Below are 14,904 nucleotides of genomic sequence, written 5' to 3'. Positions count from 1 at the left end.
CAGCTTAGGGTATATCGGGTCCCACGCTACCTTTTTGAACGAGGCGCGGCAAATAAAGGCGGCATGAGACGCCGCAGACTCCTGTAAAGCATAGAGATTATCTCCTCGCTTTGCCGCATTCGCCGAACGGGGAACGGCGTACGGCGGGCCAGACGCATTGAGCGCTTTCAACCAATGCCCGGAGGCGCTACCATAGCGCCTCTTTTTTTTCCGGGTAACGATATGCGTGTTCTACTGGCGCCGATGGAAGGCGTGCTCGATTCGCTGGTGCGCGAGCTGCTGACCGAGGTTAACGATTACGATCTGTGCATCACCGAATTTCTGCGCGTGGTGGATCAACTGCTGCCGGTAAAATCGTTCTACAGGCTGTGCCCGGAACTGCATCACCAGAGTCGCACGCCGTCCGGAACCCGCGTGCGCGTCCAGCTGCTGGGACAATATCCCGAGTGGCTGGCGGAAAACGCCGCCCGCGCGGTAGAGCTGGGTTCGTGGGGTGTGGATTTAAACTGCGGCTGTCCGTCTAAGCTGGTGAACGGCAGCGGCGGCGGGGCGACGTTGCTGAAAGATCCGGAGCTGATCTATCGCGGCGCGAAAGCCATGCGCGAAGCGGTTCCCGATCATCTGCCGGTGACCGTCAAGGTGCGACTCGGCTGGGACAGCGGCGAACGGCGCTTCGAAATCGCCGATGCCGTACAGCAGGCCGGGGCCAGCGAGCTGGTGGTTCACGGCCGCACCAAAGAAGATGGCTACAAAGCCGAACGCATTAACTGGCAGGCGATCGGTGAGATCCGCCAGCGTCTGACCATTCCGGTGGTCGCCAACGGCGAGATCTGGGACTGGCAAAGCGCCCAGGATTGTATGGCCGTCACCGGCTGCGATTCGGTGATGATTGGCCGCGGGGCGCTCAACGTACCGAACCTCAGCCGGGTGATCAAATACAATGAACCGCGGATGCCGTGGCCGCAGGTGGTCCAGCTGTTGCAAAAATATACCCGCCTGGAAAAGCAGGGCGACACCGGTCTGTATCATGTGGCGAGAATTAAGCAGTGGTTAGGCTATTTACGCAAGGAATATAGCGAGGCGCTGACCCTGTTTAATGAAATTCGTGCCCTGCAAACATCTGCTGAAATAGCAGCGGCCATTGCCCGTTATTAAACGCCATACTGTTATTTGGTTCACATATTATTACTTGCCTGCCTATTGCTGGTAGGCATGAGTTGAATAAAGTGATAATGTGCGGTCAATCAATTCAGGATTGCTACTGAACCCAGGCAAAACCTAAGTACTTTCGTCATTCGTGGCGGAAAGTGCTTAGGTTTTTTTTTGGCTAAAATTTAATGGTGAAAAATGATGATGTAAAACAATGAATTGTAATTAACGCTTTCTCTGGCATCGTCGCGGTTTTATTACCGGCGGACGCCCCTTGCCATTCATTTTTTAAAAAAGAAAACAGGTAAATAAATAGCCTGGGGATCCCCTTTGTTTTTATTCAGTCACGGTGGATATCACAATGCATAACAAAAAAATAAATCAGATTTTGATCGGCGCGGCGCTGGCGGCAATGGTGCCTGCCGTGAGCACCGCGGAAACTCCGGCGTGGAACGGCAGCGTGCTGGGGTTCGAAGCCGGGCAGCAGGGGCTGCTGGGCGATATGCTGGGCATTCGTCCGATCCTCGAAGAGAACGGCTTTCATTATAATCTCGGGTATCTTAACGAGATGGCATACAACGCCGGAGGCGGTTATGACCATGATAAACACCTGGCCTATATTGACCAGGTAGCGCTGACCTTTACCCAGGATCTGGAGCGCTGGACCGGCATACCGGATGCGCGTCTCGAAGGCAACATCGTCAACCGTAACCACGATGATAACCTCACCACGAAACGGCTGCAGGATCCGCGGGTGAGTTTCAACGATCTGTCGCAGGAGAGCTGGGGAGGCGGGTCGATCACCCGCCTCGGCTGGCTGACCTTTGCCCGCAGCTTTGACGACCGTCGCCTGACCTGGCGCATCGGCATGATGAACAAGGTGCAAACCTTCGACCAGATCATACCCTGCGATTTTCAGCTGCTGACCCAGTGCGGTGGTAAATCGGCCAACTCGCTGACCTGGAATAACTGGAACATCCACACCTGGGGCACCACCCTGGAGTACAAACTGACGCCGACGGTCACCCTGAAAGGCGGGGTGATGGAGCAAAACCCGCAGGCTACCGCGCGCAGTCACGCCTGGAGTTGGTCGACGAAGGGCAGCAAAGGCATTTTACTGCCGATGGAGATCGAAACCCGTCCGCTGATGAATGGCCTGCCTGGAGCCTATAACCTGGGTGTGGTCTGGACTAATGCACCGCAAACCGACCTCTACAGCGGCAAATCCGGCGGCGCCGGGGCGACCGATCCGCAAGGCTACGCTGAGCACGACAGCACCTGGTTTATGTACGCCGGCCTGAACCAGCAGATCACTCGCCACGCCGACGACCCGCTGCGGGGGATGAGCGTCTCGCTGAGCGGCAGCCTCAGCGACCAGCGCAGCAACTATATCCACTCCGCCGTCGCCGCCTCAATGCGCTACCGCGGGCTGTTTGACGCCCGCCCGGAGGACTGGATTGGCTTTGGTCTGACGTGGATCGACATGAGCAGCCACTACGCACGCAACCAGCGCTATATGAATCAACTAAGCGGCGCCACCGACTATAACGTTCCGGCTTACCAGCCGGTGGCCGGTCATTCGCTGAACGGCGAGCTCTATTATCGCTTCCGACCGGTCTCCTGGCTGGAGCTGCAGCCGGGCCTGCAGTACTGGCATCGTCCGGGCGGCGTCGCGAAGACCCAGGACGCATGGGTGGTGGAGTGGAAAACGGTGGTGACTTTCTGATAGTCGCGATCTTAATCACGTTTTTTCACTTGTCAGGTTGAGCGCGCAGCAGAAGTTGTTACAGTGCGGGTGTTGGATTGCAACTGCTGCGGCAGGCAAAACCTGATCACCTGGCGTTTCGTCGGGGGTCAGGTTTTTTTGTTTCTGGGGTCTATATGCAAATCGCCAAAGTACTCAATAACAATGTGGTGGTGGTTCTCGACGAGCACCGGCGCGAACAGGTGGTGATGGGGCGAGGGCTGGCCTTTCAGAAACGCCCGGGCGACGTGCTGGACGACAGTAAAATTGAAAAAGTCTTCGCCTTACAAAGCGATGAACTGGTAGGCCGCTTAGGTGAGTTACTCAGTCAGATACCGTTAGAAGTGATGACCACCTGCGATCGCATTATCGAACTGGCACGCGGGCGGCTGGGCAAGCTACAGGAAAGTTTGTACATCACGTTAACGGATCACTGTCATTTTGCTATCGAGCGGCAGAAAAAGGGCATCGCACTGCGTAACGTGCTGCTGTGGGAGATTAAGCGGCTGTATCCGAAGGAGTTCGCGCTGGGCCAGGAGGCAAGGGCCATTATTGCCAAAAGGCTTGGCGTGGAGCTGGCGGAGGATGAAGCCGGATTTATCGCCCTGCATCTGGTGACGGCGCAGCTCAACAGCGAAATGCCGGAGGTCATGCACGTGACCCGGGTGATGCAGGAGATCCTGCAACTGGTGAAGTATCAGCTGCAGCTTAACTATGATGAAGAGTCGCTGAGCTATCAGCGTTTCGTTACCCATTTGAAATTTTTCGCCCAGCGGATGCTGACGCGCACGGTGGTGGAAGATGACGACGTCTCGCTGCACAGCGCGGTGAAAGATAACTACGCCAAAGCGTGGAAGTGTGCGGAAACGGTGGCGACGCATCTGCAAAAGCAGTATCAGCGGTCGCTGACCACCGAAGAGATTATGTTTCTTGCCATTCATATCGAACGGGTAAGAAAAGAGGGGCGTTAATACCCCCAACAAAACTGGATTGTTACTGCATGATGCAGGCAAAACCTGAGCGCGACGCCCACCGGCGTGGTTCTCGGGTTTTTTTATTTTTTACTACTCAGTCGCCGATTGTCTGCGGGCAGCGGCAGTAAGGAAAAGAGCATGGAATATAAAGCACTCGCGCAGGATATTCTCAACCGCGTCGGCGGCAAAGAGAACATTGTGAGTCTGGTTCACTGTGCGACACGTCTGCGTTTTAAATTGAAAGATAACGGCAAAGCCGATGCCGAAGGGCTGAAGGCCAATCCGGGCGTCATTATGGTGGTGGAGAGCGGCGGCCAGTTCCAGGTGGTGATTGGCAATCATGTCCACGATGTCTGGCAGACGGTGCGCCAGGAGGCGGGGTTGAGCGATGACAGCGAGCCGGTTGCCGGGGAGAAAACGGCAAAAGGCTCGGTGTTAAGCGAGCTTATCGACATCATCTCCGGCATCTTTACGCCGTTTATCGGCGTGATGGCGGCGACCGGTCTGCTGAAAGGCCTGCTGGCGCTGGCGGTGACCTGCGGCTGGCTTACGCGGGAGCAGGGGACCTATAAAATCTGGTTTGCCGCCAGCGATGCGCTGTTCTTTTTCTTCCCGCTGTTTCTTGGCTATACCGCCGGGAAGAAGTTTGGCGGTAACCCGTTTATCTCGATGGTGATTGGCGGGGCGTTAACCCACCCGCTGATGATCCAGGCCTTTGAGGCCAGCCAGGCGCCGGGCGCAGCGGTGGAACACTTTCTCGGCATTCCGGTGACCTTTATCAACTACAGCTCGTCAGTGATCCCGATTATTCTCGCCTCGTGGGTCTGCTGCTGGCTGGAGCGTAAGAGCAACGCGCTGCTGCCGTCATCGATGAAAAACTTCTTCACCCCGGCGATCTGCCTGGCGGTGGTGGTCCCGCTTACCTTTCTGGTGATTGGCCCGGTCGCCACCTGGCTGAGCCACCTGCTGGCCAACGGCTACCAGTTTATCTACGCGTTTGCGCCATGGCTGGCGGGCGCGGTACTGGGCGCCATGTGGCAGGTGTGCGTCATTTTCGGCCTGCACTGGGGGCTGGTGCCGTTGATGATCAATAACATGACGGTGCTCGGCCATGACTCCATGCTGCCGATTATCCTTCCGGCGGTGATTGCCCAGGTGGGGGCGGTTCTGGGGATTTTGCTGGCCACCCGCGATGCGCGCCAGCGGGTGCTGGCGGGGTCGGCCTTCTCTGCCGGGCTGTTTGGCATCACCGAGCCGGCTATCTATGGCCTGACCCTGCCGCTGCGTCGTCCGTTTATCTTCGGCTGTATCGCCGGCGCCATCGGCGGGGCGATCACCGCCTTCAGTAATAGCCATGCTTACTCGTTCGGTGTGCCGAATATCTTTTTCCCGGCGCAGATGATCCCGCCTGGCGGCATTGACGCCAGCGTCTGGGGGGGGCTTATCGGCACCGGCGTGGCTTTCGTGCTCGCCTGCTTGCTGACCTTCTTCGCTGGCCTACCGCGCGCCAGCGCCGCACAGGGCGCCGTAGCGGTAGCCCCGGCCTCGGCAAACGACATTCTGGCGCCGATGAGCGGCAGCGTTATCGCCCTCGATCAAGTGCCGGACAGCACCTTCGCCAGCGGCTTACTCGGTAAAGGGGTTGCCATTATCCCGGCGGTGGGCAAAGTGATTGCGCCATTCTCGGGCGAAGTGGCCTCCTTGTTTCAGACTAAACATGCCATTGGCCTGCAGAGCGACAGCGGCATTGAGCTGCTGATCCACGTCGGCATCGACACGGTCAAACTCGACGGCGTGCCGTTTACCGCGCATGTCAAAGAGGGCGACAGGGTGCAGGCCGGCGATCTGCTGATTGAGTTCGATCGTCAGGCGATTCTGGATGCCGGTTACGACCTGGCGACCCCGATTATTATCAGCAACAGCGACGACTACCGGGAGATTGATACGGTGGCGTCCAGCGCCGTCGAAGCCGGTCAGCCGCTGTTGTCAGTCAGCCATTAATCACAGGAGAGAGAGATGAAAACATTCCCGGCGGATTTCTTATGGGGCGGCGCGACCGCGGCGAATCAGGTGGAAGGGGCTTATCTGGAAGAGGGCAAAGGCTTATCCACCTCCGATGTGCAGCCGCACGGTGTGTTCGGTGAGGTGGTCGAGCGCGTACCCGGCGACAGCGGTATTAAGGATGTGGCGATCGATTTTTACCATCGTTATCCTGAGGATATTGCCCTGTTCGCCGAGATGGGCTTTAACTGCCTGCGGGTGTCCATCGCCTGGACCCGCATCTACCCCAACGGCGATGACGCCGAGCCCAACGAAGCCGGTCTCGCGTTCTACGACAAGCTGTTCGACGAGATGGCGAAGCACAACATCACCCCGCTGGTGACGCTGTCGCATTATGAAATGCCGTGGGCGCTGGTGAAAAACTACGGCGGCTGGGGCAGCCGGGAGGTGATTGGCTTCTTTGAGCGCTACGCCCGCACGGTGTTCAGCCGCTATAAAAATAAGGTCAAACTGTGGCTGACCTTTAACGAAATCAATATGTCGCTGCATGCCCCGATGACCGGCGTCGGCCTGCCGGCCGGCAGCAGCAAAGGCGAGGTGTATCAGGCGATTCACCACCAGCTGGTGGCCAGCGCCCTGGCGGTTAAAGCCTGTCACGAGCTGGTGCCCGAGGGCAAAATCGGCAATATGCTGCTCGGCGGGCTGATGTATCCCCTGAGCTGCAAACCGGAAGATGTGTTTGAGACGCTGCAGGAGAACCGCAGCTGGCAGTTCTTCGGCGACGTGCAGGCGCGCGGCGCGTACCCGGGCTATATGCTGCGCTTTTTCCGCGACAATGGCATCACGCTCACCATCACCGATGCCGATCGCGAGGCGCTGAAAACCACTGTCGACTTTATCTCCTTTAGCTACTACATGACCGGCTGCGTCACCGCCGACGAGGCGCTGAACCAGCAGGCGCGCGGCAATATTCTCAGCATGGTGCCGAACCCGCACCTGGCGAGCTCGGAGTGGGGCTGGCAGATAGACCCGCTGGGCCTGCGTACGCTGCTGAACGTGCTGTGGGATCGCTATCAGAAGCCGCTGTTTATCGTGGAAAACGGTCTGGGCGCCAAAGATAAGGTGGAGGCCGATGGCAGCATTAACGATGACTACCGCATCAGTTACCTGAATGACCATCTGGTGCAGGCGCGGGAAGCCATTGACGATGGCGTTGAGCTGATGGGCTTTACCAGCTGGGGGCCGATTGACCTGGTGAGCGCCTCGAAGGCGGAGCTGTCGAAGCGCTACGGCTTTATCTATGTCGACCGTCATGATGACGGCACCGGCACCCTGGCGCGCAGTAAGAAGAAGAGCTTTGACTGGTATAAAGAGGTGATTGCCAGCCGCGGCGCCAGCCTGAAAGCGTAAAGGATGCCCGCCCGGCCATCGCCGGGCGGGGGATTAGCCCGGTTTACGCGCGCGCAGTAAAAAGATCATCGGACGCTCTTTCTCTTCATCCAGGGCGGGCTGTTGGGCAATCTGTTCGGCGCTCGGACCCCACTCATCCAGCTGCTCCAGCACAAAACCAGCGGCGATAAGCGCGTTTATCCAGCTTGAGAGTTTGCGGTGCTGTTTAATGACGCCCTCCGCAAACCAGTTGCTGACCCGCTCGCCCTCCTGCTGATAGTGACTGACCGGCCAGCTTTTCTGTCCCTGGTCATCCACCCGCCAGCCCTGCTGCAAGGGGGCGGTATAGATGGGATGTTCGGCGGAAAAGACCAGGGTGCCGCCGGGAACCAGCGCCTGCTGCAGGGTGGCGAAGAGCGGGGCAATGTCCGGTAAATAATGCAGCGCCAGCGAGCTGTAGACCAGATCGCAGCTGTTGGCGGGCAGCGTCAGGGTTTGCAGATCGGCGCAGCGGTAGACAATCTCATCCCCGCGGGTCATCTCCCGCGCCTGCGCCAGCATGCGCTGGGAGATATCAAAACCGGTTATCTGGCTGGCTCCCTGCTGCTGTGCCCAGCGGCAAAACCAGCCGTAGCCGCAGCCGAGATCCACCACCCGCAAACCGGTTATCGGCGGCAACATTGCCTGCAGGGAAGGCCACTCCGGTGCGCCATCCAGTCCCTTCACCGAGCGATCGAGGGTCGCATAGCCGGCAAAAAACTGCGGGTCGTCATAAATATTCTGACTCATATTCATCCCTTGAATTGATAAGGTTGTTTATTTTTAGCTAACTAATAATTTAGTCACACGCTTTACTAAACGCGTTTAATTCAATTAACTTATGATAACCAACCTGATTAAGTTATCTGACCTGTCTAATGAAATTGATATTAAATAAAAGCGTGCTGGCGGCATTGCCCCTGGCCATCGCGCTGGCTGGCTGCGCGCCATCTCATGAGGTTGCTAATCCGCCGCAGCAGCAAATTCCAGCCTCCCATGTTTCCATGGATCTCCCTGCCGCCGTCAAAAATGGCTGGCCGCAGACCGACTGGTGGAAAGACTACCACGATGCCCAACTGGATAATCTGATTCTGCGCGCACTCGCCAATGCGCCGGATATGCAAATTGCCGAACAGCGCATCAGGCTTGCCGAAGCGCAGGCGCGAATGTCGCAGGCGAATCTTGGCCCGGAGATGGATTTCTCCGCCGATGTTGAACGCCAGCGCATGTCGGCCGAAGGCCTGATGGGGCCGTTCGCCACCGACACCGACGGCAATACCGGCCCGTGGTACACCAACGGCACCTTCGGCCTGACCGCTGGCTGGGATCTGGACCTGTGGGGTAAAAACCGCGCGCTGGTGAAAGCGCGCATCGGCGAGCTGAAAGCCCAGGTGGCGGAGCAGGCCCAGACCCGCGAATTGCTTTCTGGCAGCGTGGCGCGCCTGTACTGGCAGTGGCAGACGGAAGCGGCGATTAAAGCGGTGCTGCAGCAGGTGAAGGGTGAGCAAAATAATATCGTGACGGTCGACAAGGCCCTGTTGCAGCGCGGGATCACCAACTCCGCCGAAGGGGCGGAGAACGATATTAACGTCAGCAAAACCGACCAGCAGCTGGCGGACGTGGCGGGCACGATGAAAGAGATTGAAGCGCGCCTGATGGCCCTGACCAACAGCCAGAGCCAGTCGCTGAATCTCAAACCGGTCAGCCTGCCGACGGTCAGCGCGCAGCTGCCTGATACCCTCGGCTATGAGCTGCTGGCGCGCCGCCCGGATCTGCAGGTTGCTCACTGGTACATTGAGGCATCGCTGAGCGAAGTGGACGCGGCGAAAGCGGCGTTTTATCCCGACATCAATCTGATGGCGTTCCTGCAGCAGGATGCCCTGCACTTAAGCGATCTTTTCCGTCACTCGGCGCAGCAGATGGGCGTCACCGCCGGACTGACGCTGCCGATCTTTGACAGCGGCCGCCTCAGTGCCAATCTGGATATCGCCAGCGCGCAGAACAGCCTGTCGATAGCGCAGTACAACAAAGCGGTAGTGGATGCCGTCAACCAGGTGGCGAAAACCGCCAGCCAGGTCGAGACGCTGATGGCCAAAAGCCAGCAGCAGCAGCAGGTTGAAAAAGACGCCCAGCGGGTGGTGAACCTGGCGCAGGCCCGAATGGCGGCGGGGATCTTACCCGGCTCCAGAGTCAGTATGGCGAAGCTCCCGGCGCTGCAGGAGCGCATTACCGCATTGCGCCTGCACGGCCAGTGGATTGACGCCAGCATTCAGCTGACCTCTGCTCTCGGCGGCGGCTATCACCAGAGCGTGAAATAAGCGGCGCAACGGCGCGCCTGCGGGTGCGCCGCTTAGTCTTTCTTCTTTCTTTCTCGCCGCCTGAGCCACCAGTGGGCGGCGACCACCAGTCCCACCGCGAGGATCAGCCAGATCCAGTGTTTCAGATGCGCGTCCAGATGATGCAGCCACGGGCCGATCACTTCGCCGCCGAGATAGCCAATGGTGGTAAACAGCAGCGCCCATACCAGCGCCCCGAGGACATTGAGCGGCAGGAAAACCCGTGGCGACAGGCGGCTGGCGCCGATCAGCAGGGGGCCGATAACCCGGAAGCCGTACATAAAGCGGGTGCCGATGACAAACAGCCACGGCCGGTGCTGGATCATGCGCTGCGCTTTACGTATTCGCGCCTTCTGGCTGGCGAAACGGCGCAGAATGCGCCCGCCGAAGCGGCGGCCGAGCAGATAGAGCAGTTGATCGCCAATCATCCCGCCGAGGGCGACGGCGATCACCACCAGGGGAAACTTCAGTAACCCCTGATGCGCTGCGACGCCGCCCAACAGGGTAATGGTCTCACCTTCCGCTATGCTGCCGACGATCAGCGCCGCGTAGCCATACTGGGAAATCAGGTGATTAATATCCATAAACAGCTTATCTCCTTACCTCATCACCTGTTAATCATACACCCTGCTGACCAAAACGCGGTGACGCAGATTTTTTGTGCTGTACACAAAATAATCTGTAGGGTGAATTATACTTGGATCAGTGCAGTACGAAGCCGTGACAAGGGGGACGCTATGAACCATGTCTGGGGGCTCTTCGCTCATCCCAACCGGGAGATGAGCGTGATAAAGAGCGAGAATGAAACCATTTCTCATCACTATACGCACCATGTGCTGCTGATGGCGGCGGTTCCGGTGGTGTGCGCCTTTATCGGCACTACGCAGCTGGGCTGGAATTTCGGCGACGGCACCGTTATTAAACTGTCGATGTTGACCGGTCTGGCGCTGGCGGTACTGTTTTACGCCGTGATGCTGGCCGGGGTGGCGATCATGGGGCGGGTTATCTGGTGGATGGCCAGGCAATATCCGCAGCAACCCTCGCTGAAACGCTGCATGGTGTTTGCCGGCTATGTGGCCACGCCGCTGTTCCTGAGCGGGATTGTGGCGCTCTATCCGCTGGTCTGGCTGTGTGCGCTTATCGGTACCATCGCGCTGTTTTACACCGGCTATCTGCTCTACCTGGGCATCCCTACCTTCCTGAGTATTAACCGGGAAGAGGGGTTAAGCTTCGCCAGTTCGACGCTGGCCATCGGGGTACTGGTGCTGGAAGTGTTGCTGGCGATCACCGTGGTACTGTGGGGGTATGGCTACCGACTCTTCTGATCGGACGTCTCGGGTTATTATGCATTGCCGGCAAATATGTATTTTGTGTCGGCAATGCAGCATTTCTTCACGATTCTTATTAGGCGCAGGGCCTTACGGCGCGGTATGATGGCGTTTGCCAGCGATGTTGCCCACTTAACCTCGCGGCGTACGTTCCATAACGTGCAAAAATACTTTTCAGAATGCCCATGATGCCGAAATTTCGAGTCTCTTTGCTCAGCCTGACCTTGCTGCTGGCTGTGCCTTTTGCGCCCCAGGCGTTAGCAAACACCTCCGCGGCGGTTGCCGCTTCGCAGCCGGATATCGCCTCCGGCAGCGCCATGATCGTCGATCTGGCGAGCAAAAAAATCATCTATGCCAGCCAGCCGGATCTGGTGCGCCCGATGGCGTCGATCACCAAAGTGATGACCGCCATGGTGGTGCTCGATGCCCATCTGCCGATGGATGAGATGCTGACGGTGGATATCAGCCAGACGCCGGAAATGAAGGGGATTTACTCCCGCGTGCGGCTCAACAGTCAAATCAGCCGCCGCACAATGCTGCTGCTGGCGCTGATGTCTTCCGAGAACCGCGCGGCCGCCAGCCTGGCGCATCATTACCCGGGCGGCTACGACGCCTTTATTCGCGCCATGAACGCCAAAGCGCAGGCGCTGGGCATGACCCATACCCGCTACGTGGAGCCGACAGGCCTGTCGGTACATAACGTCTCTACCGCCCGAGATCTGTCCAAACTGCTGATCGCCAGCGAGCAGTATCCGCTGATCGGCCAACTGAGCACCACCAAAGAAGAGACTGCCACCTTCGCCCATCCGGCCTACAGCCTGCCGTTCCGCAACACCAACCATCTGGTGTATCGCGATAACTGGAACATTCAGCTGACCAAAACCGGCTTCACCAATGCTGCCGGCCACTGCCTGATTATGCGTACGGTGATTAACCAACGCCCGGTGGCGCTGGTGGTGATGGATGCCTTCGGGAAATACACCCACTTCGCCGACGCCAGCCGCTTGCGGACCTGGATCGAGACCGGGAAGGTGATGCCGGTACCCGCCTCGGCGCTGAGCTATAAAAAGCAGCGCGAAGCGCAGATGGCAGAGGCGATGCTGAAAGGCGGCGCGCAGACCGCGCAGAACGATTAATCTGCATGTCCCCCGGATGGCGGCGCATTGCGCCTTATCCGGGCTACGTGATTTGGCACCCGGTTCGCCCTCTTCGTAGGCCCGGCAAGCGCAGCGCCGCCGGACAATATACCCGACACCGTGCCGCGTTTGTGCCGGATGGCGGCTCGCGCCTTATCCGGCCTACATTATTTGGCACCGGGTTCGCCCCCTTCGTAGGCCCGGCAAGCGCAGCGCCGCCGGGCAATATACCCGGCACCGTGCCGCGTTTGTGCCGGATGGCGGTTGACGCCTCTACGGAACCGCGCTGAACGGTAGCCCGGCTAAGGCGGTTACGCCGCGAGCCGGGGATTTGACGCCGGATATCACTCCGGCAGCGTCCAGTCTCCGTCACCCAGCGCGCGCTGCATAATCAACGTATCCCGCCAGTCGCCCATCTTGTAGCCCACGCTGCGCAGTTGACCCGCCACGGTAAAACCAAACTTTTTATGGATCGCCAGCGAACCGGCATTGTTATGGCCATCACCGATGATCGCCAGCATCTGCCGCCACGGGCCTTTCTCACATTCGGCGATCAGCCGCGACAGCAGCGCGCTGCCGATACCGCGCCCGCCCATTCCCGATTCCACGTAGATCGATTCCTCAAGCGTGTAGCGATAGGCCGGACGAGGCCGATAGAAGGTGGCGTAGCAGTAGCCGACGATGGCGCCGCGCCACAGCGCCACCAGCCAGGGCAGCCCGTTATCGCGGACGGTTTTGATCCGTTTACGCATTTCGTCAACGGTAGGGGGGATCTCTTCAAAGGAAGCGCGGCCATTGAGCACGTGCCAGACATACAGCGCGGCGATGGCGTGCGCATCGTCGGGCAGCGCTTCACGAATTTCTAAATCACTGTCGAGTAACGGGGCCTCTGCGGGCATGGCGGCGCTCCTGAATCTGCCGGAGAGACATTCTCCGGCGTGCAGCGTAATACAGAAGCGCCAGGCTGAATAGTCCTGCCGCTGATTATTGCGGATCCGCCGGGGAGACCGGCGTTGGTGCCGCTTCACCCCAGTATTTCTGCTTACTGGTTTTACCAATCCCTGGGTTCATGCTGTTGGTCGGATCGTTCTGGCGATAGAACTGCTGCAGGCTCTCCGGGGCCTCATACAGATGGCCCACGTTATGCTCCGCCGGGTACTGGGCGCCGCGCGCTTTCAGTAACTCCAGCATCTGCTCTTTCAGAGCGTGGGCGTCGACTCCTTTCTTGACGATGTAATCCTGATGGAACACATGGCACATAAAGTGGCCATAGTAGAGCTTATGCACCAGCTGGCTGTCGATCTCCGGCGGCAGATGTTCGAACCACTCGGTATCGTTGCGGCGCAGGGCGATATCCAGCGCCAGAATATCTTCGACTTCATCAGCATGCACCGCCTGATAGCGGATGGCCGCTCCCGCGGCGGCAAAGCGGTGCAGGAATGCCTTGCTGCCTTCTTCTGGCGTACAGGCGAAGAAATCTCCCTCGGCCTGCTGGAAGTATTCCGTCAGCCAGCGCTGCGCTTCTTCGATGCCATCCCCGGCCATCTTCAGCAGCAGATGGTGTTCATATTTATCACGCCAGGTTTTCATCCGCTCCGGTAAATGTGCCGGGAAGACGTGGCCGAGCTTCTGCATAAAGCGGTCGGTAAAGTGCGGCTTAAACAGCGAGACTTTGTCCAGCATCGCGTCGGTGCGCCCCTTCATGGTGAAGAAGAACGGCATTTTGTCGGTGCCGAGCTTGTCGATCATCAGGAAGGTGTCCTTGCCATACTTCTCGGCGATATCGTAAATATCGCGGTGCATATATTCCCCCGCCACCGGCAGATGCTGGAACTCGGCGAGGATATGGCGGCGGATCTCGGTCAATACCTGCGGCTGGTTGGTGCCAATGTAAAACACCTGCTGGCGTTTTTCCGCCGGGAAGGTATCCAGACGCGCGGCGAAAACCGCCAGCTTGCCGGCGCAGCCGGAGGATTCGAACAGGCGGTCCGGGTCGGCGTTGTAGCGCGCCGGGGTGTCGGCATCGACATCGCGCACGCGGGTCACATAGTCGTGATCGTGGGCGTGGCGGCCGTCGTGCAGCACATCGCTATCGCTGATGCGCTCGTCGTCGAGGCGGCTGAGGATCTGCTCCGGCGTGCTGCCGAGATCAATGCCCAGATGGTTGACCAGCTTCAGCTTGCCGTCGGCGTCAATCTGCGCGAACAGCGACATCTCGGTATAGGCGGGCCCGCGCTGCACCAGCGAACCGCCGGAGTTGTTGCAGATCCCGCCGATCACCGATGCGCCGATGCACGACGAACCGATCACGGAGTGCGGCTCGCGACCCAGCGGTTTGAGCGCTTTTTCCAGCGAATAGAGGGTAGTGCCGGGCCAGGCCAGCACCTGCTCGCCTTTGTCCAGCAGATGCAGTTTATCCAGGCGCAGAGTGCTGATAATCACGATCTCGCGATCGTAATCATTGCCGTTGGGGGTCGAACCTTCGGTCAGGCCGGTGTTGGCCGCCTGCATCAGAATAATTTTATCGGCGTCTACGCAGGCGTTGAGCACGCGCCAGAGTTCCAGCAGGGTGCCGGGAAAGACAACCGCCAGCGCCTCGCCCTGACCGGAGCGGAAGCCTTTGCGGTAGCGTTGGGTTTTTGCCGGGTCGGTCAGCAGATGCGAAGGGCCAACCAGGCGCGCCAGATCCGCCAGAAACGTTTTATGGGTATTAGTGGGTGCAGATGACATGTTCCACTCCTTGTGGTGGTGCGCGAAATATCGAGGATAAGCATAGCGCTTTGTATGACAATTTGATGCATGAATGTT

Annotated in this window: 11 protein-coding genes and 1 pseudogene; 8 read left to right on the top strand and 4 right to left on the bottom strand. The window is 58.7% G+C overall.

Features of this window, described 5'->3' with window-relative positions; genetic code table 11:
* Positions 1–222: 222 nt before the first annotated feature.
* The 5 genes and pseudogenes from dusC (at position 223) to CWM58_RS21830 (ending at position 7,278) form a co-directional block, all read left to right on the top strand.
* The gene (gene dusC / locus CWM58_RS21850) at positions 223–1,155 is read left to right on the top strand and encodes a tRNA dihydrouridine(16) synthase DusC (protein WP_012541036.1); all 933 of its coding nucleotides are present in this window, start codon (positions 223–225) and stop codon (positions 1,153–1,155) included.
* Positions 1,156–1,510: 355 nt separating this feature from the next.
* Positions 1,511–2,875 carry a carbohydrate porin gene (locus CWM58_RS21845; RefSeq protein WP_100681777.1) on the top strand — a complete coding sequence of 455 codons (1,365 nt, stop codon included), beginning with the start codon at positions 1,511–1,513 and terminating at the stop codon, positions 2,873–2,875.
* Positions 2,876–3,030: 155 nt separating this feature from the next.
* Positions 3,031–3,864, top strand: a complete 834-nt coding sequence (bglG, locus tag CWM58_RS21840) for a transcriptional antiterminator BglG (RefSeq protein ID WP_074388047.1) — start codon at positions 3,031–3,033, stop codon at positions 3,862–3,864.
* Positions 3,865–3,893: 29 nt separating this feature from the next.
* Positions 3,894–5,868: pseudogene (gene bglF, locus CWM58_RS21835) on the top strand (PTS beta-glucoside transporter subunit IIABC).
* Positions 5,869–5,883: 15 nt separating this feature from the next.
* On the top strand, positions 5,884–7,278 hold the full coding sequence (locus CWM58_RS21830) for a glycoside hydrolase family 1 protein (RefSeq protein ID WP_008804039.1): 1,395 nt from the start codon (positions 5,884–5,886) through the stop codon (positions 7,276–7,278).
* A gap of 33 nt (positions 7,279–7,311) precedes the next feature.
* On the opposite strand, the gene CWM58_RS21825 is transcribed toward CWM58_RS21830, so the two are convergent.
* Positions 7,312–8,046, bottom strand: coding sequence for a class I SAM-dependent methyltransferase (locus tag CWM58_RS21825; protein WP_100681775.1), 735 nt, complete (start codon positions 8,044–8,046; stop codon positions 7,312–7,314).
* A gap of 128 nt (positions 8,047–8,174) precedes the next feature.
* Between CWM58_RS21825 and mdtQ the strand changes: the two genes are divergently transcribed.
* Positions 8,175–9,614: a multidrug resistance outer membrane protein MdtQ gene (mdtQ, locus tag CWM58_RS21820; RefSeq protein WP_100681774.1), complete on the top strand. Its 1,440-nt coding sequence runs from the start codon at positions 8,175–8,177 to the stop codon at positions 9,612–9,614.
* A 32-nt stretch (positions 9,615–9,646) separates the two neighbouring features.
* On the opposite strand, the gene CWM58_RS21815 is transcribed toward mdtQ, so the two are convergent.
* On the bottom strand, positions 9,647–10,216 hold the full coding sequence (locus CWM58_RS21815) for a DedA family protein (protein WP_061153879.1): 570 nt from the start codon (positions 10,214–10,216) through the stop codon (positions 9,647–9,649).
* A 153-nt stretch (positions 10,217–10,369) separates the two neighbouring features.
* On the opposite strand from CWM58_RS21815, the gene CWM58_RS21810 reads away from it, so the two are divergent.
* Together CWM58_RS21810 and pbpG are read left to right on the top strand one after the other, a co-directional pair.
* A complete protein-coding gene (locus CWM58_RS21810; protein ID WP_008804043.1) occupies positions 10,370–10,957 on the top strand; it encodes a Yip1 family protein in 588 nt (195 codons plus the stop codon).
* Between the two features lie 188 nt (positions 10,958–11,145).
* Positions 11,146–12,096 carry a D-alanyl-D-alanine endopeptidase gene (gene pbpG / locus CWM58_RS21805; RefSeq protein ID WP_162677216.1) on the top strand — a complete coding sequence of 317 codons (951 nt, stop codon included), beginning with the start codon at positions 11,146–11,148 and terminating at the stop codon, positions 12,094–12,096.
* Between the two features lie 344 nt (positions 12,097–12,440).
* Here the strand turns inward: pbpG and CWM58_RS21800 are convergent, their stop codons facing one another.
* Both CWM58_RS21800 and dld read right to left on the bottom strand, forming a co-directional pair.
* A complete protein-coding gene (locus tag CWM58_RS21800; protein WP_008804045.1) occupies positions 12,441–12,995 on the bottom strand; it encodes a GNAT family N-acetyltransferase in 555 nt (184 codons plus the stop codon).
* Between the two features lie 85 nt (positions 12,996–13,080).
* Positions 13,081–14,826 (bottom strand): D-lactate dehydrogenase, encoded by a 1,746-nt coding sequence (dld, locus tag CWM58_RS21795; RefSeq protein WP_074388053.1) that lies wholly within the window; start codon positions 14,824–14,826, stop codon positions 13,081–13,083.
* Between the last annotated feature and the right edge of the window lie 78 nt (positions 14,827–14,904).

The sequence above is a fragment of the Klebsiella sp. H-Nf2 genome, assembly GCF_002806645.1.
GTDB classification, from domain to species: Bacteria; Pseudomonadota; Gammaproteobacteria; order Enterobacterales; family Enterobacteriaceae; genus Klebsiella; species Klebsiella variicola.
Note: the sequence above shows the minus strand (reverse complement) of the source record. Positions and strands in the feature narration are given on the sequence as shown.